The sequence below is a fragment of the Pseudomonas sp. HAR-UPW-AIA-41 genome, from assembly GCF_002304225.1.
Taxonomy (GTDB): Bacteria; Pseudomonadota; Gammaproteobacteria; order Pseudomonadales; family Pseudomonadaceae; genus Aquipseudomonas.
The window spans coordinates 859,132-881,953 of the sequence record NZ_NSLB01000001.1 but is presented as its reverse complement, the minus strand read 5'-3'; the positions used below and the strand labels follow the sequence as shown (position 1 = coordinate 881,953).

Here is a 22,822-nt window from a genome sequence, read left to right as displayed (position 1 = left end):
ACGGCGGGCATTGTACTCCATGCCCGCGCCATCTCCTTGCAGCGGATGAAGCGACTACAACCAGAAGCGCAGCCCCAGCACCCAGGCGCCCTCCTCGTCATGCTCACCCTCGGCACGCAACCAGTCAGCCGAACGGCCGTAGGTTTTCTCCCAGACGTAGCCGACATAGGGTGAGAACTGCGGACTGCCCCGGTAGTTAAGGCGCAGCCCGGCTTCCAGGGTACTGCCACCGGCACCGATACCCAGGTCACGGTCATCGTCCAGCGCCAGGTCGTACTCCAGCTTGGGCTCCAGCACCCAGCGCCGGGTCAGCAACAGCTCATATTCAGCCTCCACGCGCAGCGAGGCATCACCGCGCTCGCTGACGAACAGGTTGGTGTCGAGTTCGATCCACTGCGGCGCCAGCCCCTTGAGGCCGAGCACCGCATAGCTGCGCGACGGCCCCGGCTGGTCGTCGTGACGAACGCCCGCCTGCCAGTCGAAGAACTCGCTGGCCATGCGCCGGTACAGCAACTGGGTTTCACTGGACTCGGTGGGCCCGCCGTCGGCGCGCTCACCACTGCTTTTCAGCACCGCCTTGTGCAGGTCGTTGCCGTAGGTGCCCTCCAGCTCCCAGCTCAGCGCCTGATCGTCACCGTCGAAGTGCTGCTCCAGATGATCGACGGCCAGGTTGGCCACCGGCATGGCGTCCATGTGCTGCTCCATCGCCTGCACCGGCATGACCACAGCCAGGCCGAGCGCCAGTTTAGTGATGCTGCGCATGTTCGCTCTCCTGGGCCTTTTCTTCGCTGTAGAAGGGCTGGGTATTACCTGCCTCGTCCTCGATCACGATCTTGCGGAACATGCCGCTGGCCATGTGGTAGATCAGGTGGCAGTGGAACACCCACTCACCGCGGGCATCGACCGGCACATCCACCTCCAGGGTCTGGCCCGGCGCCACGTTGACCACGTGTTTCAGCGGGTTGAAGCGGCCATTACCCTTGTCCAGCTGCATCCACATGCCATGCAGGTGCATGGGGTGGTTCATCATGGTCTGGTTGACGAAGCGAAATCGCACCCGCTCGCCGTACTTCAGGCGGATCGGCTCGGCCTCGGAGTATTTCACTCCGTCGAAGGACCAGAAGTAGCGCTCCATGTTGCCGGTCAGCTTCAGCTCGATGGTGCGGTCGGGCTCCCGGTAACCGGCGGCCGGGCGCATGGCCTTGAGATCGCCATAGACCAGCACCCGCCCGCCTTCTACCGGCTCAGGGGCGATGCCGCTGCCCGGCGCATAGTCCGGATTGTCCTTAGGACTCATGGCCGCGTGATTCATCGCGCCATGATCCATACCAGCCATCTGTGAATGATCCATGCCGCTCATGGCCGAGTGATCCATCCCGGCCATCTGGGAGTGATCCATACCCGCCATGCTCGATTGGTCCATCCCTGCCATATCATGCCCGGCGTGGGCCATGCCCATATCGGCCATGGTCAACAGTCGCGGCGCGCGCAGTGCCGGCACCTCGGCCTGCATGCCGTTGCGTGGCGCCAGGGTGGCCCTGGCGTAGCCGCGGCGGTCCATGGACTCGGCGAACAGGGTGTAGGCCTTGTCCTCCTTAGGCTGGACGATCACGTCGTAGGTTTCAGCCACGGCGATACGCAACTGGTCGACCACAACCGGTTGAACATCGTTGCCGTCGGCCTGCACCACCGTCATCGGCAGCCCCGGAATACGCAGATCGAAATAGCTCATGCCCGAGCCATTGATGATGCGCAGGCGCACCCGCTCCCCCGGCTTGAACAATGCTGTCCAGTTCTGCTCAGTGTCGCGGCCGTTGACCAGAAAACGGAAGCCGCTGACGTCGGCGATATCCGTTTTCATCATGCGCATGCTGCCCCAGTCCCAGCGGTCCTTGACGGTCGCCGCCAGGCCATTGCGACCGACTTCGGCGAAGAAATCGCCAAGGGTCTGCTTCTGGTCGTTGTAGTAGTCGGCCTGCTTTTTCAGGTTGGCCAGGGTCCGCTCGGGCTTCTCGTCCTGCCAGTCGAACAGCAGCACGGTGTACTCGCGGTCATAGCGATAAGGTTCGCGGTTCTTGGGCTCGATGATCAGCGAACCATAGAGCCCTTCCTGCTCCTGAAAGTCGGCATGGGCGTGGTACCAGTAGGTGCCGGACTGGTTCAGGGTGAAACGGTAGGTGAAGGTTTCGCCCGGCTTGATGCCGGGAAAGCTGACGCCCGGCACACCATCCTGCGTGTAGGGCAGGATGATGCCGTGCCAGTGCAGCGCCGTCATGCGGTCCAGCTTGTTGGTCACGGCAATCTCGACGGTTTCACCTTCCTTGAAGCGCAGCTCAGGCGCCGGGCTCTGACCATTGATGGTCAGGGCCTCCCGTGAGCCGTCACTGAAATTCACCCGCCCCTCGTCGATCACCAGCTCGTAGCGACCGGCATGGGCCGTCAGGCTCAGGCCCAGCAACAGTGTGGTTAAGAGGCTCCGCATCAGGGCGCCACCTTCATCTTGCCGACCATGCCGGACTGATAGTGCCCCGGCATATTGCAGGCGAACTCCAGTTCGGTGGCAGTGCCGAAAGTCCAGGTCAGCTCGGCCGTCTTGCCCGGTTCGACCAGCACGCTGTTGCCATCATGATGCATCTTCATCATGTCGCCCTGATTCATAACAGCAGGGTCCATGCCGGCATGCCCCATCTTGCTGTGGTCCATGCCCTGCATACTGTGGTTCATGCCGGTGCTGCTCATCGCACCGCTGTCCATCATCTGCTGCATGTGCTTCTGGTGCTGCGCGTGCATCGCGGCGCGGCCCAGGTTGAACTCGTGCAGCAGGCTGCCCTCGTTCTTCACCACAAAGCGCACCGTCTCGCCGGCCTTGACCTCCAGCGACTCCGGTTCGAAGAACATATCGCCCAGCTTGATTTCCACGGTGCGGCTGGCCTTGGTGGCCTCACCCGGCTTGCCGAAATCGTAGGAAGGACTGGCCGCCTGGGCGGCAAATGGCAGACTGCACAGCAGGGACAGGGCAAAGAGATGACGGCGCATGATTGGTTCTCCATCAGGATTGGCATCACGATTGATGGACTGATGATGCGACCTCAGCTCTGGCGGCAAGCTGTCAGAAAGATTACAAAGTTGTCAGCTTGGCGGCGCCCACCGGCGCAACTGGTATAACGACGCGGACTTGGATCTGCTGACGCTACGGAGCTGCAATGAAACTGCTGATCGTCGAAGACGAGCCCAAAACCGGCCAGTACCTGCAACAGGGTCTCAGCGAAGCCGGTTTTATCGTCGATCTGGCCAGTGACGGCCTGAGCGGCGAACAGCTGGCGCTGCACAACGACTACGACCTGCTGGTGCTCGACGTGATGCTGCCCGGGCAGAACGGCTGGCAGCTACTGGCCCATTTGCGTCAGGCCGGCCTGCGCATGCCGGTGCTCTTTCTCACCGCCCGAGACAGCGTGGAAGACCGCGTGCATGGCCTTGAGCTGGGCGCCGACGATTACCTGATCAAGCCCTTTGCCTTTGCCGAGCTGCTGGCGCGCATCCGTACCCTGCTGCGCCGTGGACAAAGCCCCGCGCAGGACACCGAACTGAGCCTGGCCGACCTGCGCCTGGACCTGCTGCGCCGGCGTGCCGAACGCGGCGGCCAGCGCATCGAGCTGACGGCCAAGGAGTTCGCCCTGCTCGAGCTGCTGCTGCGCCGCCAGGGCGAGGTGCTGCCCAAGTCGCTGATTGCCTCGCAGGTGTGGGACATGAACTTCGACAGCGACACCAATGTCATCGAAGTGGCCATCCGCCGCCTGCGCAGCAAGGTCGATGATGCCTTCGCCGTACCGCTGATCCATACCGTGCGCGGTATGGGCTACGTTCTGGAGCTGCGCCGCTGATGCCGGGCCTGTCGCTGGAGCGGATCTCGCTCACTCGGCGCCTGGCACTGCTGTTCGCTGCCAGCACCGCGCTGGTTTCGCTGATCGCCGGTCTGCTGTTCAACCAGGCCAGTGAGCGGCACTTCCGCGAACTGGATGAACAACTGCTGGCCAGCAAGCTGGAGGTGCATCGCCAGTTGCTCGGCCCTGAACTCAACGCAGAAAACCTCAGCAGCCGCCTGCCGGCTCTGCAAGAAGAGCTTCGCCGCCACCCGGAGCTGCAGCTGCAGATCCTCAGCGCTCAGGGCCAGCCATGGTTCAGCAGCCAGGCGCAGCCTGCCGGGCATGAGCATGAGCCGCCGCAACTGCGCTCCCTGCAGGCCCCGCTTGCCCCAGAGCAGCCAAGCGGACCGCAACTGCGCCTGAGCCTGGATATCCGTCATCACCAGCATTTTCTGCAGCAGATGCAACGACTGATCTGGCTGACCATGGGCCTGGCCGCGCTGGCCACCGCCCTGCTCGGTGCCTGGCTGGCCCGTCAGGGCCTGCAGCCCCTGCAACAGCTGACCCAGCTCAGCCAGCGGATTTCCGCCGGGTCGCTCGACCAGCGCCTGGACAGTGCCAGTGTTCCCAGCGAGATGCGCCCGATGCTGGAAGCCTTCAATGCCATGCTGGCGCGCCTGGAAGATGCCTTTGCCAGACTCTCGGGCTTTTCCGCCGACATTGCCCACGAGCTGCGCACACCACTGTCCAACCTGATCACCCAGACCCAGGTCACCCTCAGTCAGCCGCGCAGCATCGAGGTGTATTTCGAGGCGCTGCACGACAATCTGGAAGAGCTGCAGCAGCTCAGCCAGATGGTCAACGACATGCTGTTTCTGGCCAAGGCCGAGCACGGTCTGCTGCCGACACGCTGCGAGCCTCTGCAACTGAGCCAGGAGCTGAATCTGCTGGCCGAGTACTACACGCCGCTGGCCGAGGATCGTCAGGTTCACCTGAGCGTTTATGGGGAGGCCACCGCCAGTGCCGACCGGGGCCTGCTGCGGCGGGCCCTGAGCAACCTGATCGACAATGCACTGCGCTTCACCCCGCCCGGTGGTGAGCTGCGTCTGACGGCATCGACCCGGGAGGGACTGTGCCGCCTGGAAGTGGCCAATCAGGGAGCGACTATTGCCGCCGAGCAGTGCCAGCGCCTGTTCGATCGTTTCTACCGCGCCGACCCGGCCCGTCGCGAAGGCAATGCCGAGCATGCCGGCCTCGGCTTGGCCATCACCCGCTCCATCGCCTGCGCCCATGGCGGCGAGATCCGCTGTGAGTCTGCCGATGGCTGGACACGCTTCACTCTGGAGCTTCCCGCCTGAGCCATAGGCGAAAACCTGCCCATCGTACGGGTTAACGGGATTTGCCATGCACGCCGCTGCACGACACAATCGCGCGCCAATTCGGCACCGGGAGCCGTATGGCCATGCGGATAAGGGGCAGCCATTGAACGAACAGCGATTGTCCGAGCGTCTGGAGCGCGTGGCAGCCCATGTGCCTGCCGGTGCGCGGCTGGCCGATATCGGCTCGGATCACGGCTACCTGCTCGTCGCCCTGATGAACCGCGGCCTGATCTCGGCTGGGGTGGCCGGCGAAGTGGCTGTGACGCCCTTTCAAGCCGCGCAACGCAGCGTGCGCGAGAATGGCCTGAGCGAGCGAATCAGCGTGCGCCTGGCCAATGGGCTGGCGGCAATAGAGCCTGCAGACGCCATCACCGCGATCAGCCTCTGCGGCATGGGTGGCGAGACGATCCGCGACATCCTCGATAGCGACAAGGCACACCTCAGCGGCAGCGAACGCCTGATCCTGCAGCCCAACGGCGGCGAGCAACCACTACGCCAATGGCTGATGGAGCATGACTACCGCATCCTCGCCGAAGAGGTACTGCGGGAAAACCGCTTCGACTACGAAATCATCATTGCCGAACGCAGCGGGCCGGTGCCCTATACCGATCAGGAGCTGTACTTCGGCCCCCTGCTGTTGCAAGAGCGCAGCGAAGCATTCCTCACCAAGTGGCAGCGCCGCTTGCGCCTCAAGCAGCGCACCCTGAGCCACCTCACTCAGGCCCGGCAGGCCGTGCCCGAGGAGAAGCTGCACGCGCTTAAACAGCAGATAAGCTGGATAACCGGATTACTTGCGCAAGCAAGCTCGTAGGGCGAATGAGCCAAAGACGTGACCCGCCGAAGAATAGCATCCCCGCAAAAGTCATTTTGGCGCCGAGCCAGCGGGCACTATCGATTGTGTTAGCACCGATCAGCGCGGGTCAGTGACCCGCTCTACAAGGCTGACGGACCGCCATCAATGATGACGGCCGCAAACGATCAGTGGCGACTCAACCGAAAACTACTGGCGCATGCCCCGCCCGCTTTTCAGCAGGCTGATGCACACACCATAGAGAACCGCCGCGGCCACCAGCATGGACGCCATTGCCCAGCCGATGTTGATGTCGGAAAACCCGAGAATGCCGTAACGGAAGGCATTGACCATGTGCAGGATGGGGTTGGCCATGGACACCTTCTGCCAAAACTCCGGTAGCAGCGTGATCGAGTAGAACACCCCGCCCAGGTAGGTCAGCGGCGTCAGCACGAAGGTCGGGATGATCGAGATATCGTCGAAGCTCCTGGCGAACACGGCATTGATGAAGCCGCCCATGGAAAAGATGGTCGCCGTGAGCAGCATCACCAGCACGGTCACGCCCAGATGGTGCACCTGCAGTTCGGTGAAGAACAGCGAGAGCAAGGTCACGATCAGCGCCACCGCCAGCCCCCGCAGTACGCCACCGATCACATAGCCCACCAGAATGGTATGCGGCGACACCGGCGAGACCAGCAGCTCCTCGACATTGCGCTGGAACTTGCTGCTGTAGAAGCTGGACACCACATTGCCGTAGGAGTTGGTGATCACCGACATCATGATCAGCCCCGGCACAATGAACTCCATGTAGGTGAATGGCCCGACACCACCGACCTGGCTGCCGATCAGCCGGCCGAAGATGACAAAGTACAGCGCCATGGTGATCGCCGGGGGCAGCAGCGTCTGCGGCCAGATGCGGGTGAAGCGGCGCACCTCGCGGATCACGATGGTTTGCAGGGCAATCAGGTTGGAACGCAGCTCGGGACTCATTTCGCCACCTTGGCCAGATTTTTCTCGACCAGGGAAACGAACAGTTCCTCCAGGCGGTTGCTCTTGTTGCGCAGGCTCAGCACCTCGATCTTCTGCGCCGCCAACTGGCGGAACAGCTCGGTAATACCCAGATCCTTCTCGACCTGCACTTCCAGGGTCTGCGCATCGATCAGCTGGCTCGGGTAGCCCTTGAGCTGGGGCGCCACCAGTTGCGCTTCCTTGAGGTCGAGCAGGAAGGTCTCCACATGCAGGGTCTTGAGCAGCGCCTTCATGCTGGTGTTCTCGACGATGCGACCGTGATCGATGATGCCGATGTTGCGGCAGAGCTGCTCGGCCTCCTCTAGATAATGGGTGGTGAGGATGATGGTGATGCCCTTGTCGTTGAGCTCACTGAGAAAACTCCACATGGAGCGACGCAGCTCGATGTCCACGCCGGCGGTGGGTTCGTCGAGAATCAGCAGACGCGGCTCGTGGATCAGCGCGCGGGCAATCATCAGGCGGCGCTTCATGCCGCCGGAGAGCATCCGCGCCGGCACATCGCGCTTGTCCCACAACCCCAGTTGCTGCAGGTAGTGTTCGGCGCGCTGGCGCGCCAGCTTGAGCGGAATGCCGTAGTAGCCGGCCTGGGTCACGACGATGTCGAAGACCTTCTCGAACTGGCTGAAGTTGAACTCCTGCGGCACCACCCCGAGGCAGCGCTTGAGGGCATAGGGATCGCGGTCGAGATCATGGCCGAACACGCTGACCGAACCACTGCTTTTATTCACCAGTGTGGAAATGATCCCGATGGTGGTGGACTTGCCCGCCCCATTGGGGCCGAGCAGCGCGAAAAAGTCGCCCTCGGCCACTTCGAGATCAATGCCATCAAGGGCCTTGAAGCCATTGGCGTAGGTTTTGGTCAGCTGACGAATACTGAGGGCGGCGCTCATACAGGACTACTTGGCTGGCTGGGAGATAGGCCTAGATAAGGCCAGTCCCCGGCAATTGCAAGGCCGACCCTCAGCCAAGCGCCGCCTCGGCCTGCAGATCACCAGTCAGGAAGGCAGCGCCCTCGCAGAACAGATGCGGATAGACCCTGGCCAGATGGGCGAAGAACAGATCTACCGGCAAATCGGCGAACTGGCCGTGATCACACAGGTACTCCATGTAGCGCTCACCGCTGGCATTGTAAGGATGAAAGACGCTGTCCTGGCGGCCATCGAACTCCAGCGGCGCCACCTTGAAAGCCTTGCACAGCGCCGCGTTGAACGCTGGCGTGGCCTTGACCCAGCGTCCGTCCAGATAGAGTTCGGTGTAGCCATGCATGGCAAACACTTCACTGCGCAGCAGTTCCAGCAGGCGCGGTGACGACAGGTGATTACGCACATCGGCCAGGCCAATGCGCGCCGGGATGCCGCAATGACGCGCACAAGCCGCCAGCAGCAGCGCCTTGGGCACGCAATAACTCTCTCCCGCCTGCAGCGCGTGGCTGGCCTTCAGGGTTTCGCGCTCGGCACTGAAGCTGTAGGGGTTGTAGCGAATCTGATCACGCACCGCGAGGTACAGGGCAACGGCCTGCTCGCGAGGGCCACCGCCGCCACGCCAACGCTCGGCAAAAGCGATAACTGCCGGGTGATCACTGTCGATAAAACTCGCGGGTTGCAGATAGTCATGCATGCAGGCGTCCTCCGTGCGACCAGTCTATGCCGGAGCGATAGCCAGACCAGCAGGCATACCGGCCAGATGGCAGGTATACTCCGCCACCGTTTTCAGCCCGGAGCCCCGTCATGGCCAACGCCCACCTCAATTACCACCTGGCCCTGCTCGCCCACCTGCGTGGCATCCTGCAAGCCCTGGGCGAAGCCGAACAGGTCGCCGACGACACCCATGCCCTGTTTCTCGAGCGCTATGACGAGCTGCTCAGCGAACTGCCGCGCGACATGGAAAACAGCCTTTACCTCGGCCAGGACCTGATTCGCCAGATTTTCCACCGCTACCCGCAGATCGCCCACCTGGTGCCGCGTGATCTGTTGTGGTTCTTCGGTGGAGACTGCCTGCACTTCATGCCGGACGAAGAAATCGAGCTGTACCAGCAGCTGGATGAGCGCCGCTATGCCGCCGCCGAAGCCGGCGAGCCCTTCGACTGGGCGCAGGAGAAGCAATTGCTGGCCATGCCGGAGCAAAGCCCCAAGCACTGATCAGTCGCTTCCCAAGAGCCCGCACCCTGCGGGCTTTTTTAGGCCTTGAGTTTTTCACGGACAAACAAAAACGCCGCTCAATGAGCGGCGTTTTTGTGAATTTGGAGCGGGAAACGAGACTCGAACTCGCGACCCCGACCTTGGCAAGGTCGTGCTCTACCAACTGAGCTATTCCCGCAAACTGGCGTCCCCTAGGGGACTCGAACCCCTGTTACCGCCGTGAAAGGGCGGTGTCCTAGGCCACTAGACGAAGGGGACGCGGCCCGGAACTTACAACAGCTTTTCCGGCTCCCTCAGCTGGCTTCGTGAAGTTCGCTGCGGGAGTGGCGCGCATTCTATGGATGCCTCAAAAGGTCGTCAACCCCTAATCCAAAATTTTTTTAAATCAACGACTTCCATCGTTTATCGCGGCCGGGCCTATGAGCCTGAAAGACAACACACTACACTCCGGAGAAACACAAAAGCGCGGGAGCAAGCCTGGTGTCACCTCTTCTGATAACCGTACTCATTGTTGCCGGTATTGTTGTCCTCGGTTTGATTGCCTTCATCAATCACAGCCTGGAAGCCGGAAAACTGGAGCGGGCCCGGCAGAAGGCCGAGCTGACAGATCGCATCCGTCGCTGCAGTAACTTGTCCGAAGGCATGCCCGGGCAGTTCATGACTCCCGCGCTCAAGCAACTGCTCAACCGCCTGGAAATGCAACTTTCTATCAACCTAAACAAGGTCGATAGCAGCAACCCTCAGCTCAATGGGCGTATTCAGGATCTGCGAACTCAGATCGCCATGGGCGAAGCAGTACCGATTCGGAATACAGCTCAACCGGTACTGAACGAAGCACAGGCTAAGGAAGTGCGCTTTCAGCTCGAGGCACTACACGCCATTCTCAGTCATGCGCAGCAAGAAGCACTGCTCCCGCCGCAAGAAGCCAAACAGTGGGTTGGAGAGATCCGCCACATGCTGGTCATGCTGCACTGTGAGTTCTTCAACAATCAGGGTCAGCAGAACCTGCAGCAAGGCCAGGCACGCCAAGCTCGGCTGGCCTTTGAACGCGGCGTGCAATATCTGCGCAAGCAACCGGATATCAAACGCTACGAGCAGCAACTCAAACAGCTGGAAACACAGCTGGCACGCGCAAATGCGATGGTCTTGGAAACGGCTCAGCCCGTTATCGACGAGCCTAGCGAACTGGGTGAAGGCCTCAAGACGCTGGACGAAGAAGACACCTGGAAAAAGAAAAACATTTACGACTGATTGTCACCAAGGAAACCTGCATGAGCCTGATCGTCTACGGAGCCCCGCTCTCGCCGTTTGTACGCAAGGTCCGTCTGTGCCTGCTGGAAAAGGATTTGCCCTACCAGTTGGAAATCGTCACACCCTTCGGCCAACCCGACTGGTACCGCGAAATCAATCCACTGGGGCGCATCCCGGCGCTGCGAGACGGCGATCTGACCCTGGCTGACTCCAGCGTGATCTGCCAGTACCTTGAGGAAAAGCACCCGGAACAGACGACTCTGTATGGCCGCGAGCCAGCGCACCGGGCACAGATTCGCTGGCTGGAAAAATATGCGGACTACGAGCTGGCGCCGCTGTGCACCTTCACGGTCTTTCGCAACCGCGTACTCAAGCCCACCATGGGCAAGAGCAGTGACGAAGCCAATATTGCAACGGCGCTCAACGACAAGCTACCACCCCACTTCGATTACCTGGAGCAGCAATTGGGTAACAAGGAGTACTTTGTCGGCGGGCAACTGAGCATGGCCGACCTGGCCCTGGCCTGCCAACTGGTCAACATGGAACATGGCGGCGAGCAGCTCGATGCCAATCGCTGGCCCATGCTGGCCGCGCATTACGCACGCATGAAAGCTCGCGCGAGCCTGCAAAGCGTGCTGCCGGGCGAGCAGCGCACCGTGGCCAAGCTCAGCGGCAAGGCGTGAATCGACGGGGACAAAAGTCCCCACCAACCCACGTTATTACTGCTCCAGCAACGCCCGCCCTACCCAGCTTCTGGCGAACTGGCTGGCGCAACGCCCATTACGGTTACCGCGCCCGCCAGCCCAGCGGATGGCTTCCAGCTCCAGCGCACGTCCCCACTCCCAGGTCAGACCGGCAGCCGACGCGTAATGCTGCAACCAATGGCGCACCACCGTCAGGTACTGATCCTGGGTAAAGGGGTAGAAGGACAGCCACAGGCCGAAGCGGTCCGACAGAGCCACCTTATCCTCTACCGCCTCGCTGGGGTGCACCTCACCCTCCACGGTCTGCCAGTGCTGATTGTCGCTCTGCCTCTCCGGCAGAAGGTGCCGGCGGTTTGAGGTGGCATACAGCAGAACGTTGTCCGGCGCCTGCTCCAGCGAGCCATCCAGCACACTCTTGAGCTGCCGGTAGTCACCCTCGCCCGCTTCAAACGACAGATCATCGCAGAACAGCACAAAACGCTGCGGCAGGCCGGCCAGCCCCTCCACTATCCGCGGCAGATCGGCCAGATGATCACGCTCGATCTCGATCAGGCGCAGCCCCTGCCCGGCGTACTCAGCCAGCAGCGCCCTGACCAGCGACGACTTGCCCGTGCCACGCGCACCCCAAAGCAAGGCATGGTTGGCTGGCCCCCCCCGCAGAAACTGCCGGGTATTGCCTGCCAACTGCGCCACCTGACGCTCGACCCCGCACAGATCATCAAGACGCAGCTGCAGATTCACCTGCAGCGCCTGCAGGTGGCCGTGTCGCCCGTCTCGCTGCCAGCGTGCCGCCAAGCACTGCTGCCAGTCGATACTCGTAGGCGCTGGCGGCAGCCAGTTTTCAAGGCGCGCCAGCAAACTTTCAGCACGTGTCAGCAGCGGCCCCAATGATTCGTCCATTTCACTCTCTCACTCGAATGGCGTGACAGACTCGCTGCCGTTCAGCAGCAACGATCGGCTATGCTTTACCAGCATTCTCTCAAGGCACCGTGCCGATGGTCATTCTTTTAAGTAATCGTCTGTCCTACAAGCAGGCACGCCTGACCGTTGTGGTGGCTTTCATCCTCGGCACGCTGCTGAGCCTGGTGCAGGTCAGCATCGATTATGCCAACGAAGATGCCTCGATCAATCGCGAAATCCGCGCTCTGCAGCAAATCAGCCACAACCCGGCAGCACGTATTGCCTACAACATTGACAGCGAACTTGCACAGGAACTCCTGCTGGGTTTGTTGCAATCTCCCTCGGTAATCCGCGCCGAGATCATCGACAGTTCGGGGGGAACCCTCGCATCGGTCAGCCGGCCTCGTGTAGAAAGCCGCTACCGTGTATTCAGCGACTTTTTGTTTCGCGATAGCCGAATCTTCGAAGATCCGCTTTTTGTAAGCCATGCCCCGGATGAGCCGCTGGGCATACTCCGCTTGGAAGTAGACACCTACCCCTACGGCGCGACATTCCTGAGCCGTGCGGCACTGACCATGGTTTCCGGATTCGTGCGCAGCCTGCTGCTGTCGATCCTGCTTCTGGTGCTGTTCTACTTCACCCTGACCAAACCTCTAGTCAGCCTGATTCACGCACTGAGCGAGCGAGATGAGAAAAGCAGTAAACGCACGCCGGTTGCCTGCCCCAGTGGCCACGAAAAAGACGAGATCGGCGTATTGGTGAAGGTCACCAACCAACAATTGGAAAGCATCAGCAGAGAGGTCGATCAGCGCCGCGAAGCCGAGAACCGCCTCACCGAATACCTTGGCGAGCTAGAAAACATCGTTTCGGCGCGCACCGCAGAACTCAAGGCAGCCAATAACCGCCTGCTGCAATCCAACGCCGACCTTGACCAGGCCCGCGAGCAGGCCCTGCATACCGCACAGCTGCGTTCGGCCTTTCTGGCGAACATGAGCCACGAGATCCGCACCCCGCTCAACGGCCTGCTGGGCATGGTCGCCCTAGCCAGTGACGGCCCGCTCAACGATGAGCAGCGCGAGCAGCTAGGCGTGGCTCGTGAGTCAGGTAAAGTCCTGATGGACCTGCTCAATGACATTCTCGACCTTTCGAAATTCGAGGCCGGTGAACTGCAGCTGGAAAGCATCCCCTTTGACCTGGCCACCTTGGGTGAAGAGTGCGCCACCTTGCTCTCGCAGAATGCAGCCGATGGTGTCGAGCTAAGTTGCCTCATCAGCCCACAGCTGCCAGCGCAATTGCTGGGTGATCCGACACGAGTCCGGCAGATTATTAACAACCTGCTGTCCAACGCACTCAAATTCACGCGTCAAGGCCAAGTTAGCCTGGAGATACGGACAAATGGCCAGCAGGTCGAAATCGAGCTGCGTGACACCGGCATTGGTATTGCAGAAGACGCGATGCAACGCATCTTCCAGCCCTTCGTCCAGGCGGCCCCCGGCATTACACGCCAGTACGGCGGCACCGGCCTCGGCCTGGCACTGACCCGGCGCCTGTGCGAAGCAATGCGCGGCGAACTGCTAGTACAGTCGACCCTGCACGAGGGCAGCTGTTTCTGCGCCCGCCTACCCCTCCCAGCACACACACCTGCTACCGGATTGCCGCAACTGCAGGGCAATGTGTTCGCCCTGTGCCCGACCGACAGCGGCCTGCAACGCCAGCTGAGCCTGTGGCTGCCTACCCTTGGTCTGCGCTACCAGCACAGCGCAACACTCCCCGAAACGCTGCCGGAGTGCGATCTGCTGATTTGCAACAACCCCGAGTCACTTGCCGCGCTGCGTGAGAAAACCAGCGCACCCTTGATTCTGGTCAGCAGTTACGGACATTTCCTAAGCCAGGCAGCCAGCAGTGCCTTGGCCCCGTTCCAGCAAATAGCCCAGCCACTGAGCCGGCAGACACTGCTTAGCCAGCTGCGCGAGCACGTGCTGCATCAGCCCAAGCTACAGGCGGTCAATGAGACACAGGCGCCGCTGCCACACGCCGAAATTCTGCTGGTTGAAGACAACCCGGTGAACCAGATGGTGGCCAAAGGCATGCTGCTCAAACTCGGTTGCCGCGTCTGCCTAGCAGAGAACGGTGAAGAGGCCCTGCAGCAACTGGAGCAGCACAGGCCCGACCTGATTCTCATGGACTGCAACATGCCGGTCATGGATGGCTATGAGGCCACCCAGCGCATTCGCCAGGATGGCCGCTGGACTGATCTGCCGATCATCGCACTCACAGCGAACGCCCTTGCCGATGAGCGCGAACGCTGCCTTAAGCTCGGCATGAACGATTACCTGGCCAAGCCGTTTCGCCGCGAAGACCTGATCAGCACCCTGCAGCGCTGGCTGCCGCCGACTAGCGACACCCCGCCCTGAGCTGGAGAAACTGCCCAAGCAACTGATCGAGCTGCTCGCGCAGGGCAGAAGGCTCCTCCCCATCCAGCCCGGCACTCTCGATCAACTGCTGACGCAGCGGCAATACCTGCTCGCGCAGCTGCACGCCCGTCGGTGTGAGCTGCAGAGATACTTCGCGCTCATCGGCCTGCGAACGCTGACGCAACAGCAGCCCCTGCTGCTGCAGCCGCTTGAGCAGGGGCGTCAGAGTCCCGGAGTCCAGCATCAGGCGCTCGCCCAGTGCCTTGACGGTCGCCTGTGCCGGTGGCTGCTGATGCCACTCCCACAGCACCAGCATCGCGAGGTACTGCGGATAGGTCAGCCCCAGCGCATCCAGCATCGGTCGGTAGCCGCGAATGATGGCCCGGGAAGCTGCATACAGCTTGAAGCACAGCTGGTGGTCCAGCTGCAGCTGCGGATCCAGCACCTGACTCATTTGAGCAGCGCTTCGATCTCGGCAGTCAGCTCTTCCGGCTTGGTGGTCGGAGCAAAACGCTTGACCACCTTGCCATCGGCGCCGATCAGGAACTTGGTGAAGTTCCACTTGATACCCTGACTACCCAGCAGGCCCGGCGCGCGCTGTTTGAGCTGCACAAACAGCGGATGGGCGTCACTGCCATTGACGTCGATCTTCTTGAACAGCGGGAAGCTGACGCCGAAGTTCAGCTCACAGAACTCGGAGATCGCCCCTTCGTTACCCGGTTCCTGCTTGCCAAACTGGTTGCAGGGAAAGCCCAGCACCACCAGCCCCTTGTCCTTGTAGTTCTGCCACAGGGATTCAAGCCCCTTGTACTGCGGGGTAAAGCCGCACTTGCTGGCGGTATTGACCACCAGCATGGCCTTGCCACCAAAGTCGGCCAGCGTCTTCTGTTCACCCTTGATGGTGGTGCAAGGAATATCGAGCAATTTATCGGTCACGGCGGAGCCCTCTGTGTGCAGAATGGGATGGCGCGACTTTAATGTGCAATTAGATTGCGCACAACTTAATTGCACAAAATATCGTTACCACCCTGAAAACACCTATGCGCGCGGTTTTAGCTTCAGCGCTACCGAGTTGATGCAGTAACGTAAACCAGTAGGCCGCGGACCATCGGGAAAGACGTGGCCGAGGTGAGCATCGCAGCGGGCGCAAAGCACCTCGATGCGCTGCATGCCATGGCTGTTGTCTTCTTTCTCACTGATCGCGGTGGCACTGACCGGCTGGAAATAGCTTGGCCAGCCACTGCCTGAATCGTACTTGGCTTCCGAATCAAACAAGGCCGCCCCGCAGCAGGAACAGTGATAGGTCCCCGGCGTCTTGGTGGCGTAATACTCACCACTGAACGGATGCTCGGTGCCCTTGAGCCGACAGACCTGAAACTGAGCGGGAGAGAGTTCCTCGCGCCAGCTTTCAAGCGGTTTATCCAGTTTTTCCACAATCACACCTCCACTGCCGAAAAATGCCGCCGCGTACCTTTTCCCTGCCTGCCCCCACACGTATCATGCGGGCTCTTTTTCACCGCCCGTCTGGTTGCTGCAAACGGGGCAGCCAGGGTGCATGGATTCATGCAGTTCGCCGAAATTAGCGGCGACTCACCTTGGGATATAACAGGATCATGCAGGTCAGCAAATCGAACAAGCTCGCCAACGTCTGCTATGACATTCGCGGGCCGGTGCTCAAGCACGCCAAACGCCTGGAAGAGGAAGGCCAACGCATCCTCAAGCTGAATATCGGCAACCCGGCGCCGTTCGGTTTCGAAGCCCCGGAGGAAATCCTCCAGGACGTGATCCGCAATCTGCCTACCGCTCAGGGCTACAGTGACTCCAAAGGCCTGTTCAGCGCGCGCAAGGCGGTGATGCAGTACTACCAGCAGAAACAGGTCGAAGGCGTCGGCATCGAGGACATCTACCTCGGCAACGGCGTATCCGAGCTGATCGTGATGGCCATGCAGGCGCTGCTCAACAACGGTGACGAGGTGCTGATCCCGGCCCCCGACTACCCGCTGTGGACAGCCTCCGTGGCACTGGCCGGCGGCAAGCCGGTGCATTATCTGTGCGATGAGCAGGCCGGCTGGTTCCCCGATATCGCCGACATGCGCGCCAAGATCACGCCGAACACCAAGGCACTGGTGCTGATCAATCCGAACAACCCCACCGGCGCGGTGTACTCCAAGGAAGTCCTGCTGGACATCGTCGAACTGGCCCGCCAACACAATCTGGTGCTGTTCTCCGACGAGATCTACGACAAGATTCTCTATGACGACGCCGTGCACATCTGCACCGCTTCGCTGGCTCCGGACGTGCTGTGCCTGACCTTCAACGGTCTGTCCAAGTCCTACCGGGTCGCCGGTTTCCGCTCCGGCTGGGTGGCCATTTCCGGCCCCAAGCACAAAGCACAGAGCTATATCGAAGGCATCGATATGCTCGCCAACATGCGCCTGTGCGCCAACGTGCCAAGCCAGCATGCCATCCAGACCGCCCTCGGCGGCTACCAGAGCATCAACGACCTGGTGCTGCCCAACGGCCGCCTGCTGGAACAGCGCAACCGCGCCTGGGAGCTGCTCAACGACATTCCCGGAGTCAGTTGCGTCAAGCCCATGGGCGCGCTGTACGCCTTCCCGAAGATCGACCCCAAGGTCTGCCCGATCCACAACGACGAGAAATTCGTTCTCGACCTGCTGCTCTCCGAGAAGCTGCTGATCGTCCAGGGGACAGCCTTCAACTGGCCATGGCCGGATCACTTCCGCGTCGTCACCCTGCCCCGCGTGGATGACCTCGAGCAGGCGATCGGCCGCATCGGCCATTTCCTCAAGTCCTACCGCCAGTAAGAGGCCATCGCCATGGACAGGGCCAAGCGTTACCTGCTGACCGGTGCCAGCTCCGGCATCGGCGCACAGCTGGCTCATGAGCTGGCCGGCAGGGGCTATGACCTGGCCCTGGCGGCGCGGCGCACCGACAGCCTGCAGGCACTGGCCAGCGAACTGCAGTCCCGCCACGGCTGCAAGGTCGTGGTGCTGGCGCTGGATGTCACCGACTACGCGGCCTGCGCCGACATTGTCGGCCTGGCTGCCAATGCCCTCGGCGGCCTAGACGGCATTATTGCCAATGCCGGCATCGCCCTCGCCGGCAAGGCCGGCGGCGGACACTTCGAGCGCATTCGCCAGACGCTGGAAACCAATCTGCTGGGAGCCATCGCCTGCCTGGAGGCCGCCGCCGTACTGTTCCGCCAGCAGGGTCACGGCCACTTGGTCGCCATCGCTTCGGTAGCAGGCAAGCGCGGACTGCCACGCAGCCTGGGCTATTCGGCGAGCAAGGCCGGACTGATCGCCTACATGGAGTCACTGGCCGCCGAATTTCATGGCAAGCCGATCGATACCACCCTGCTGCTGCCGGGCTTTATCGACACGCCACTGAACCAGGATATGGCCAAGCGCCCCTTCCTGATCAGCGCCGAGCGCGGTGCACGCCTGATCGCCGGGCATATCGACCGTCACAGCCGCAGCGCCTATGTCCCCGGCTGGCCCTGGGCTCTGCTCGGGCGCCTGCTGCCTTATCTGCCCAGCGCCTGGCTGGCCCGCTTTTGAGTACTGCCGCGATGGATCTGCAGATTGATGACTTCTACCACGATTGCGCGGCCGGGCTGCTCAACCTGTACCTGGCATTCCCGCGCAAGGTAGCCCTGTACATTGAAGACCTGATCGGCCGCGAGGAGCCCGATGAATTCGGTCTGCCCAGCAAGCGCCATCAGAGCTGTCTGGGCGCCCTGCTGTGGCTGGCCGACGAAGGTTATCTGCGCTACGAGAGCACCATTCATTACGAAGCGCTGGATCAGGCCACCCTGACTGAAAAAGGCTTCGTCCGCCTGACCCGCTACATCCCCACGCTGGTCAGCGATGCCAGCCTCACCCCCAGCATTCGCCGGCAGCAAGGCACCCTTGCCCACCAACTGCGCCAGGCCTTGCACAACCGCGACAGCGAACAGGTCGCGCGCCTGACCCGCCTGGTACTGGATCAGCGCGCCCCAGCCAGCGACATAGCTTGAAATAGTCTGCGCTTGAAGCCCTGGCGCTACCGCCCTTATATACACGCCCATGACTATTCCGTTTTCTGCAGTTAGGAGTTTGACCCAACCATGATGCGCATCGCCCTGTTCATCGGCACCAACCTGGCGGTTTTGCTGATCGCCAGCATCACGCTCAAGCTACTTGGCGTTGATCGGTTCACCGGTCAGAACTACGGCAGCCTGCTGGTCTACTGCGCCGTGTTCGGTTTTGCCGGCTCGCTGATTTCGCTGTTCATCTCCAAGTGGATGGCGAAGATGAGCACCGGCACGGAGATCATCAGCCAGCCACGCACCCGTCACGAACAGTGGCTGCTGCAGACCGTCGAGGAGCTGTCCCGCGACGCCGGTATCAAAATGCCCGAAGTGGGCATCTTCCCGGCTTATGAGGCCAATGCCTTCGCCACTGGCTGGAACAAGAACGACGCCCTGGTTGCCGTCAGCCAGGGCCTGTTGGAGCGCTTCTCGCCCGACGAAGTGAAAGCCGTACTGGCCCACGAGATCGGCCACGTGGCCAATGGCGACATGGTCACGCTGGCGCTGATTCAGGGCGTGGTGAACACCTTCGTCATGTTCTTCGCACGCATCTTCGGTAACTTCGTCGACAAGGTCATCCTGAAGAACGAGGAAGGCCCGGGCATCGGCTATTTCGTCGCCACTATCTTCGCTGAGCTGGTACTGGGTATCCTGGCCAGCATCATCGTCATGTGGTTCTCGCGTAAGCGCGAATTCAAGGCCGACGAAGCAGGTGCCCGCCTGGCCAGCACCGCCTCCATGATTGGCGCCCTGCAACGCCTGCGCGCTGAGCAAGGTGTACCGGTGAATATGCCCAGCAGCATGACTGCCTTCGGCATCAATGGCGGCCTGAAGAACGGCCTGGCCGGCCTGCTGATGACCCACCCGCCACTGGAAGACCGCATCGAAGCACTGCGCCGCCTGGCATAAGCCAACCGGCAACAAGCAAAAGCCGCCTTGAAAGGCGGCTTTTCTTTTAGCAGCGGGAAAGGCTGAAAACCGACTCATCCAGCCGCGTCAGACCACGCTGGAGAAATCTCCAGTTCTCGCCCAGCACATCCTCACACGCCAGTTGGCGGACAACCCAATCGCCTGCGTAAAACGCCTGCACCTGCGCGGAAGGCACCGCAAAGGGCGGCCCGCTCATCTGCTCCTGCGGATAATCCAGTGTCACCAGCAGGCCGCGACAGGCCGCCGGCAGAATGGCCTGCAAATGCGCAACGTAGCGCTCACGCATGTCCTGCGGCAGCGCGATCAGTGCAGCCCGATCGTAAAAGAGGTGGCACTGCTGCACGTCGGCAGCCGTCAGAGCAAAAAAGTCACCGCACCAGAGCTCAATGCCTCGCGCACGGAATCGCACAAAAGCCCCCTGTTCTTCAATCTGCGGCTGCAGCCCCTGTTCAGCAAAGAAGTCCTCGACCGCCTTGCGCGACAACTCGATCCCTAATACCTGCAGTTTCTGTTCTGCCAACCAGCACAGATCCAGCGTCTTGCCACACAACGGCACCAGCACCGTCTCACCCGACTGAGCAGACAACTGCGACCAGTACCGCAGCAGGTAGGGATTCACCTCACTGAGATGAAAGCCGATTTCATCGCGCGCCCAGCGCGCCTGCCAGAAGTCCTCGTGCAACACACACCTCCTCTTGAACCACCCACCAGTCTGAAAACATCGAATAAAGCGATTAATCCGGCGCAAAAATGCCGTTATTAAAACGATACCGACGGCACGACAATAGCCTCACCGCGAAGGAGGCCATCATGCTACCCAGCCTGTTCATTTCCCACGGCGCGCCGCTGCTTGCACTTGAACCCGAAGCGACCGGCAAGGCATTGCGCCAGCTGGCAGACAGTCTGCCACGGCCTGAACTGATTCTGATCGTATCGGCCCACTGGCAGAGCCAGACATTGCAAATCAGCAGCGGCGCGCAACCCGATACCTGGCATGACTTTTATGGCTTCCCCCAGGCCCTTTACCAACTGCGCTACCCGGCGCCAGGAGCTCCGGAGCAGGCCAGCAAAATTGCCGAATACCTGAGTAGTGCGGGCTACCCTACTCAGCTCAATGCGCAGCAGCCGCGCGATCACGGTGCCTGGGTACCCATGCTGCTGATGTACCCACAGGCGGATATTCCGGTCCTGCAACTGTCACTCCCCTATTGCGCCACACCAGAGTGGCTGATCGGGCTCGGGCTGGCACTCAAAGACCTGCGCGCCAAGGGCGTATTACTGATTGGCTCCGGCAGCCTGACCCACAATCTGGCGGAACTGGACTGGCAGGCCGGAAAGGATCATGTGGCCGACTGGGCAGCCAGCTTCTGCCAGTGGTTGCTTGCCCGGCTTGAGAGCAACGACAGCGCGGCACTGCAAGACTATCGCCGCCTGGCACCGCACGCCGTGCGCAACCACCCCACCGATGAACACCTCCTGCCGCTGTTCTTTGCCTACGGTGCCGGCGAAAACATGCATTCCGTGCATCAGGGCTTCAGCTATGGCGCTCTGGCCATGGACATCCTGCGCTTCGATTAAGACCACAAACAAAAAGCCCGCTCAGAGAGCGGGCTTTTTGCTGGAACGGAAACGCTGGATCAGACCAGGTTTTCCAGCTCCGGTACAGCTTCGAACAGGTCAGCCACCAGGCCGTAGTCAGCCACCTGGAAGATCGGGGCTTCTTCGTCCTTGTTGATAGCAACGATGACCTTGGAGTCTTTCATACCGGCCAGGTGCTGGATGGCACCGGAGATGCCCACAGCAACGTAGAGCTGCGGAGCAACGATCTTACCGGTCTGACCAACCTGCATGTCGTTCGGTACGAAACCGGCGTCGACGGCGGCACGGGAAGCACCAACAGCGGCACCGAGTTTGTCGGCCAGGCTGTACAGCAGCTTGAAGTTGTCGCCATTCTGCATGCCACGGCCGCCGGAAACGACGATCTTGGCAGCAGTCAGTTCCGGACGGTCGGACTTGGCCAGCTCTTCGCCGACGAAAGCCGACTTGCCAGCATCGCCAGCACCGGAAACCTGCTCAACGGCAGCCGAACCACCTTCGGCAGCAGCGGCGTCAAAGCCGGTGCCACGAACGGTGATGACCTTGACCGCAGCCGAGGACTGCACGGTAGCGATAGCGTTACCGGCATAGATCGGACGCTTGAAGGTGTCAGCGCTTTCTACGGCAATGATTTCAGAGATCTGATCAACATCCAGCAGCGCAGCAACGCGCGGCAGGAAGTTTTTGCCATTGGTGGTAGCAGCAGCCAGCACGTGGCTGTAGCCCTTGCCCAGTTCGGCGATCAGCGGAGCAACGTTCTCCGGCAGTTGATTGGCGTAGGCAGCATTGTCAGCAACCAGCACCTTGGATACGCCAGCTACCTTGGCAGCAGCTTCGGCAACTGCGCCGCAACCAGCACCAGCCACCAGAACGTGGATGTCGCCACCGATTTTCTGGGCAGCGGTCACGGTGTTGAGGGTGGCAGCGCCCAGGGTAGCGTTATTGTGTTCAGCAACAACCAGGATAGCCATCAGATTACCTTCGCCTCGTTCTTCAGTTTCTCGACCAGTTCAGCCACGGACTTGACCTTGATGCCGGCGCTGCGGGCAGCCGGAGCTTCCACTTTCAGGGTCTTGACGGAAGAAGCGGTGGAAACACCCAGAGCGTCCGGGGTAACCACGTCCAGCGGCTTCTTCTTGGCTTTCATGATGTTCGGCAGAGACGCGTAACGCGGCTCGTTCAAACGCAGGTCGGTGGTGACGATTGCCGGCAGGTTCAGGGCAACAGTCTGCAGACCGCCGTCGATTTCACGGGTTACGTTGACCTTGTCGCCAGTCACTTCCACCTTGGAGGCGAAAGTACCTTGCGGCATGCCAGTCAGAGCACCGAGCATCTGGCCAGTCTGGTTGTTGTCGCTGTCGATGGACTGTTTGCCCATGATGACGAGCTGAGGCTGCTCTTTCTCAACAACGGCTTTCAGCACCTTGGCCACGGCCAGGGAGTTCAGCTCATCGTTGGACTCAACCAGAATGGCGCGGTCGGCACCCAGAGCCAGGGCAGTACGCAGCTGCTCCTGAGCAGTGTTCGGGCCAATGGAAACCACGACGATCTCAGTCGCAACACCCTTTTCCTTCAGACGAACTGCTTCTTCCACGGCGATTTCGCAGAAGGGGTTCATCGACATCTTGACGTTGGCGAGGTCGACGCCGGAGTTGTCCGCCTTGACGCGAACCTTGACGTTGTAGTCGACCACTCGTTTGACAGCTACAAGAACCTTCATGGATTCCTCGTTACT

25 protein-coding genes and 2 tRNA genes are annotated in these 22,822 nt (G+C 61.1%); 12 read left to right on the top strand and 15 right to left on the bottom strand.

What is annotated here, in order from left to right:
• Positions 1-54: 54 nt before the first annotated feature.
• From CK486_RS04140 to CK486_RS04130, 3 genes are read right to left on the bottom strand one after another with little or no spacing between them, the layout of a single operon-like run.
• Positions 55-762, bottom strand: a complete 708-nt coding sequence (locus CK486_RS04140; RefSeq protein WP_095938997.1) for a copper resistance protein B — start codon at positions 760-762, stop codon at positions 55-57.
• Entirely contained in the window at positions 746-2,482 is a 1,737-nt protein-coding gene (locus tag CK486_RS04135; protein WP_095938996.1) for a copper resistance system multicopper oxidase, read from the bottom strand. The genes CK486_RS04140 and CK486_RS04135 overlap by 17 nt, the downstream gene beginning before the upstream one ends.
• A complete protein-coding gene (locus CK486_RS04130) occupies positions 2,482-3,036 on the bottom strand; it encodes a plastocyanin/azurin family copper-binding protein (RefSeq protein WP_095938995.1) in 555 nt (184 codons plus the stop codon). The genes CK486_RS04135 and CK486_RS04130 overlap by 1 nt, the downstream gene beginning before the upstream one ends.
• Positions 3,037-3,203: 167 nt before the next feature.
• On the opposite strand from CK486_RS04130, the gene CK486_RS04125 reads away from it, so the two are divergent.
• From CK486_RS04125 to CK486_RS04115, 3 genes are all read left to right on the top strand, one after another.
• A complete protein-coding gene (locus CK486_RS04125; RefSeq protein WP_095938994.1) occupies positions 3,204-3,881 on the top strand; it encodes a heavy metal response regulator transcription factor in 678 nt (225 codons plus the stop codon).
• Positions 3,881-5,221, top strand: coding sequence for a heavy metal sensor histidine kinase (locus CK486_RS04120; protein ID WP_218192088.1), 1,341 nt, complete (start codon positions 3,881-3,883; stop codon positions 5,219-5,221). Before CK486_RS04125 ends, CK486_RS04120 begins: the two co-directional genes overlap by 1 nt.
• A 124-nt stretch (positions 5,222-5,345) precedes the next feature.
• Entirely contained in the window at positions 5,346-6,053 is a 708-nt protein-coding gene (locus tag CK486_RS04115; protein ID WP_305885191.1) for a tRNA (adenine(22)-N(1))-methyltransferase TrmK, read from the top strand.
• 189 nt (positions 6,054-6,242) lie between these two features.
• Here CK486_RS04115 and CK486_RS04110 read toward each other — a convergent pair whose 3' ends face one another.
• The 3 genes from CK486_RS04110 to CK486_RS04100 form a co-directional block, all read right to left on the bottom strand.
• The gene (locus CK486_RS04110) at positions 6,243-7,022 is read right to left on the bottom strand and encodes an ABC transporter permease (RefSeq protein ID WP_095938992.1); all 780 of its coding nucleotides are present in this window, start codon (positions 7,020-7,022) and stop codon (positions 6,243-6,245) included.
• The gene (locus tag CK486_RS04105) at positions 7,019-7,951 is read right to left on the bottom strand and encodes an ABC transporter ATP-binding protein (RefSeq protein ID WP_095938991.1); all 933 of its coding nucleotides are present in this window, start codon (positions 7,949-7,951) and stop codon (positions 7,019-7,021) included. Before CK486_RS04105 ends, CK486_RS04110 begins: the two co-directional genes overlap by 4 nt.
• A 70-nt stretch (positions 7,952-8,021) precedes the next feature.
• Positions 8,022-8,678 carry a transglutaminase family protein gene (locus tag CK486_RS04100; protein ID WP_095938990.1) on the bottom strand — a complete coding sequence of 219 codons (657 nt, stop codon included), beginning with the start codon at positions 8,676-8,678 and terminating at the stop codon, positions 8,022-8,024.
• A 110-nt stretch (positions 8,679-8,788) separates the two neighbouring features.
• On the opposite strand from CK486_RS04100, the gene CK486_RS04095 reads away from it, so the two are divergent.
• Positions 8,789-9,199 carry a PA2817 family protein gene (locus CK486_RS04095; protein WP_095938989.1) on the top strand — a complete coding sequence of 137 codons (411 nt, stop codon included), beginning with the start codon at positions 8,789-8,791 and terminating at the stop codon, positions 9,197-9,199.
• 102 nt (positions 9,200-9,301) lie between these two features.
• Here the strand turns inward: CK486_RS04095 and CK486_RS04090 are convergent.
• Together CK486_RS04090 and CK486_RS04085 are read right to left on the bottom strand one after the other, a co-directional pair.
• Positions 9,302-9,377: transfer RNA gene (locus tag CK486_RS04090), tRNA-Gly, on the bottom strand.
• 4 nt (positions 9,378-9,381) lie between these two features.
• Positions 9,382-9,457 (bottom strand) — tRNA-Glu (locus CK486_RS04085).
• A gap of 222 nt (positions 9,458-9,679) precedes the next feature.
• Here CK486_RS04085 and CK486_RS04080 point away from each other — a divergent pair.
• A complete protein-coding gene (locus tag CK486_RS04080; protein ID WP_095938988.1) occupies positions 9,680-10,450 on the top strand; it encodes a hypothetical protein in 771 nt (256 codons plus the stop codon).
• 20 nt (positions 10,451-10,470) lie between these two features.
• Positions 10,471-11,133: a glutathione S-transferase family protein gene (locus tag CK486_RS04075; protein ID WP_095938987.1), complete on the top strand. Its 663-nt coding sequence runs from the start codon at positions 10,471-10,473 to the stop codon at positions 11,131-11,133.
• A gap of 36 nt (positions 11,134-11,169) precedes the next feature.
• Here the strand turns inward: CK486_RS04075 and CK486_RS04070 are convergent, their stop codons facing one another.
• Complete coding sequence (locus CK486_RS04070) at positions 11,170-12,054, bottom strand: ATP-binding protein (RefSeq protein WP_095938986.1); 885 nt, start codon at positions 12,052-12,054, stop codon at positions 11,170-11,172.
• Between the two features lie 95 nt (positions 12,055-12,149).
• Here CK486_RS04070 and CK486_RS04065 point away from each other — a divergent pair, with 95 nt between their 5' ends.
• On the top strand, positions 12,150-14,468 hold the full coding sequence (locus tag CK486_RS04065) for a response regulator (RefSeq protein WP_095938985.1): 2,319 nt from the start codon (positions 12,150-12,152) through the stop codon (positions 14,466-14,468).
• Here CK486_RS04065 and CK486_RS04060 read toward each other — a convergent pair.
• From CK486_RS04060 to msrB, 3 genes are all read right to left on the bottom strand, one after another.
• The gene (locus CK486_RS04060; protein WP_095938984.1) at positions 14,449-14,922 is read right to left on the bottom strand and encodes a MarR family winged helix-turn-helix transcriptional regulator; all 474 of its coding nucleotides are present in this window, start codon (positions 14,920-14,922) and stop codon (positions 14,449-14,451) included. The two genes, CK486_RS04065 and CK486_RS04060, sit on opposite strands and share 20 nt — an antisense overlap.
• On the bottom strand, positions 14,919-15,404 hold the full coding sequence (locus CK486_RS04055; RefSeq protein ID WP_095938983.1) for a glutathione peroxidase: 486 nt from the start codon (positions 15,402-15,404) through the stop codon (positions 14,919-14,921). Before CK486_RS04055 ends, CK486_RS04060 begins: the two co-directional genes overlap by 4 nt.
• A 102-nt stretch (positions 15,405-15,506) precedes the next feature.
• Complete coding sequence (gene msrB, locus CK486_RS04050; RefSeq protein WP_095938982.1) at positions 15,507-15,902, bottom strand: peptide-methionine (R)-S-oxide reductase MsrB; 396 nt, start codon at positions 15,900-15,902, stop codon at positions 15,507-15,509.
• 179 nt (positions 15,903-16,081) lie between these two features.
• Here msrB and CK486_RS04045 point away from each other — a divergent pair, with 179 nt between their 5' ends.
• From CK486_RS04045 to htpX, 4 genes are all read left to right on the top strand, one after another.
• Entirely contained in the window at positions 16,082-17,293 is a 1,212-nt protein-coding gene (locus CK486_RS04045; RefSeq protein WP_095938981.1) for a pyridoxal phosphate-dependent aminotransferase, read from the top strand.
• A 12-nt stretch (positions 17,294-17,305) separates the two neighbouring features.
• A complete protein-coding gene (locus CK486_RS04040) occupies positions 17,306-18,049 on the top strand; it encodes an SDR family NAD(P)-dependent oxidoreductase (protein WP_095938980.1) in 744 nt (247 codons plus the stop codon).
• Between the two features lie 11 nt (positions 18,050-18,060).
• Positions 18,061-18,507, top strand: coding sequence for a hypothetical protein (locus tag CK486_RS04035; RefSeq protein ID WP_095938979.1), 447 nt, complete (start codon positions 18,061-18,063; stop codon positions 18,505-18,507).
• Between the two features lie 90 nt (positions 18,508-18,597).
• On the top strand, positions 18,598-19,470 hold the full coding sequence (gene htpX, locus CK486_RS04030; RefSeq protein ID WP_095938978.1) for a protease HtpX: 873 nt from the start codon (positions 18,598-18,600) through the stop codon (positions 19,468-19,470).
• A gap of 46 nt (positions 19,471-19,516) precedes the next feature.
• Here the strand turns inward: htpX and CK486_RS04025 are convergent, their stop codons facing one another.
• Positions 19,517-20,173 (bottom strand): thiopurine S-methyltransferase, encoded by a 657-nt coding sequence (locus tag CK486_RS04025; RefSeq protein WP_095938977.1) that lies wholly within the window; start codon positions 20,171-20,173, stop codon positions 19,517-19,519.
• A gap of 128 nt (positions 20,174-20,301) precedes the next feature.
• Between CK486_RS04025 and CK486_RS04020 the strand changes: the two genes are divergently transcribed.
• Positions 20,302-21,069, top strand: coding sequence for a class III extradiol ring-cleavage dioxygenase (locus CK486_RS04020; protein WP_095938976.1), 768 nt, complete (start codon positions 20,302-20,304; stop codon positions 21,067-21,069).
• Positions 21,070-21,128: 59 nt separating this feature from the next.
• Here the strand turns inward: CK486_RS04020 and CK486_RS04015 are convergent, their stop codons facing one another.
• Positions 21,129-22,058 carry an electron transfer flavoprotein subunit alpha/FixB family protein gene (locus CK486_RS04015; RefSeq protein WP_095938975.1) on the bottom strand — a complete coding sequence of 310 codons (930 nt, stop codon included), beginning with the start codon at positions 22,056-22,058 and terminating at the stop codon, positions 21,129-21,131.
• Positions 22,058-22,807 carry an electron transfer flavoprotein subunit beta/FixA family protein gene (locus CK486_RS04010; RefSeq protein WP_095938974.1) on the bottom strand — a complete coding sequence of 250 codons (750 nt, stop codon included), beginning with the start codon at positions 22,805-22,807 and terminating at the stop codon, positions 22,058-22,060. Before CK486_RS04010 ends, CK486_RS04015 begins: the two co-directional genes overlap by 1 nt.
• Between the last annotated feature and the right edge of the window lie 15 nt (positions 22,808-22,822).

What these genes read in the sequence shown, in the direction of transcription:
- CK486_RS04140 (WP_095938997.1), bottom strand. Translation starts at nt 762, where the DNA reads ATGCGCAGCATCACTAAACTGGCGCTCGGCCTGGCTGTGGTCATGCCG.
- CK486_RS04135 (WP_095938996.1), bottom strand. Translation starts at nt 2,482, where the DNA reads ATGCGGAGCCTCTTAACCACACTGTTGCTGGGCCTGAGCCTGACGGCC.
- CK486_RS04130 (WP_095938995.1), bottom strand. Translation starts at nt 3,036, where the DNA reads ATGCGCCGTCATCTCTTTGCCCTGTCCCTGCTGTGCAGTCTGCCATTT.
- CK486_RS04125 (WP_095938994.1), top strand. Translation starts at nt 3,204, where the DNA reads ATGAAACTGCTGATCGTCGAAGACGAGCCCAAAACCGGCCAGTACCTG.
- CK486_RS04120 (WP_218192088.1), top strand. Translation starts at nt 3,881, where the DNA reads ATGCCGGGCCTGTCGCTGGAGCGGATCTCGCTCACTCGGCGCCTGGCA.
- CK486_RS04110 (WP_095938992.1), bottom strand. Translation starts at nt 7,022, where the DNA reads ATGAGTCCCGAGCTGCGTTCCAACCTGATTGCCCTGCAAACCATCGTG.
- CK486_RS04105 (WP_095938991.1), bottom strand. Translation starts at nt 7,951, where the DNA reads ATGAGCGCCGCCCTCAGTATTCGTCAGCTGACCAAAACCTACGCCAAT.
- CK486_RS04100 (WP_095938990.1), bottom strand. Translation starts at nt 8,678, where the DNA reads ATGCATGACTATCTGCAACCCGCGAGTTTTATCGACAGTGATCACCCG.
- CK486_RS04095 (WP_095938989.1), top strand. Translation starts at nt 8,789, where the DNA reads ATGGCCAACGCCCACCTCAATTACCACCTGGCCCTGCTCGCCCACCTG.
- CK486_RS04075 (WP_095938987.1), top strand. Translation starts at nt 10,471, where the DNA reads ATGAGCCTGATCGTCTACGGAGCCCCGCTCTCGCCGTTTGTACGCAAG.
- CK486_RS04070 (WP_095938986.1), bottom strand. Translation starts at nt 12,054, where the DNA reads ATGGACGAATCATTGGGGCCGCTGCTGACACGTGCTGAAAGTTTGCTG.
- CK486_RS04065 (WP_095938985.1), top strand. Translation starts at nt 12,150, where the DNA reads ATGGTCATTCTTTTAAGTAATCGTCTGTCCTACAAGCAGGCACGCCTG.
- CK486_RS04060 (WP_095938984.1), bottom strand. Translation starts at nt 14,922, where the DNA reads ATGAGTCAGGTGCTGGATCCGCAGCTGCAGCTGGACCACCAGCTGTGC.
- CK486_RS04045 (WP_095938981.1), top strand. Translation starts at nt 16,082, where the DNA reads ATGCAGGTCAGCAAATCGAACAAGCTCGCCAACGTCTGCTATGACATT.
- CK486_RS04040 (WP_095938980.1), top strand. Translation starts at nt 17,306, where the DNA reads ATGGACAGGGCCAAGCGTTACCTGCTGACCGGTGCCAGCTCCGGCATC.
- CK486_RS04035 (WP_095938979.1), top strand. Translation starts at nt 18,061, where the DNA reads ATGGATCTGCAGATTGATGACTTCTACCACGATTGCGCGGCCGGGCTG.
- htpX (WP_095938978.1), top strand. Translation starts at nt 18,598, where the DNA reads ATGATGCGCATCGCCCTGTTCATCGGCACCAACCTGGCGGTTTTGCTG.
- CK486_RS04020 (WP_095938976.1), top strand. Translation starts at nt 20,302, where the DNA reads ATGCTACCCAGCCTGTTCATTTCCCACGGCGCGCCGCTGCTTGCACTT.
- CK486_RS04015 (WP_095938975.1), bottom strand. Translation starts at nt 22,058, where the DNA reads ATGGCTATCCTGGTTGTTGCTGAACACAATAACGCTACCCTGGGCGCT.
- CK486_RS04010 (WP_095938974.1), bottom strand. Translation starts at nt 22,807, where the DNA reads ATGAAGGTTCTTGTAGCTGTCAAACGAGTGGTCGACTACAACGTCAAG.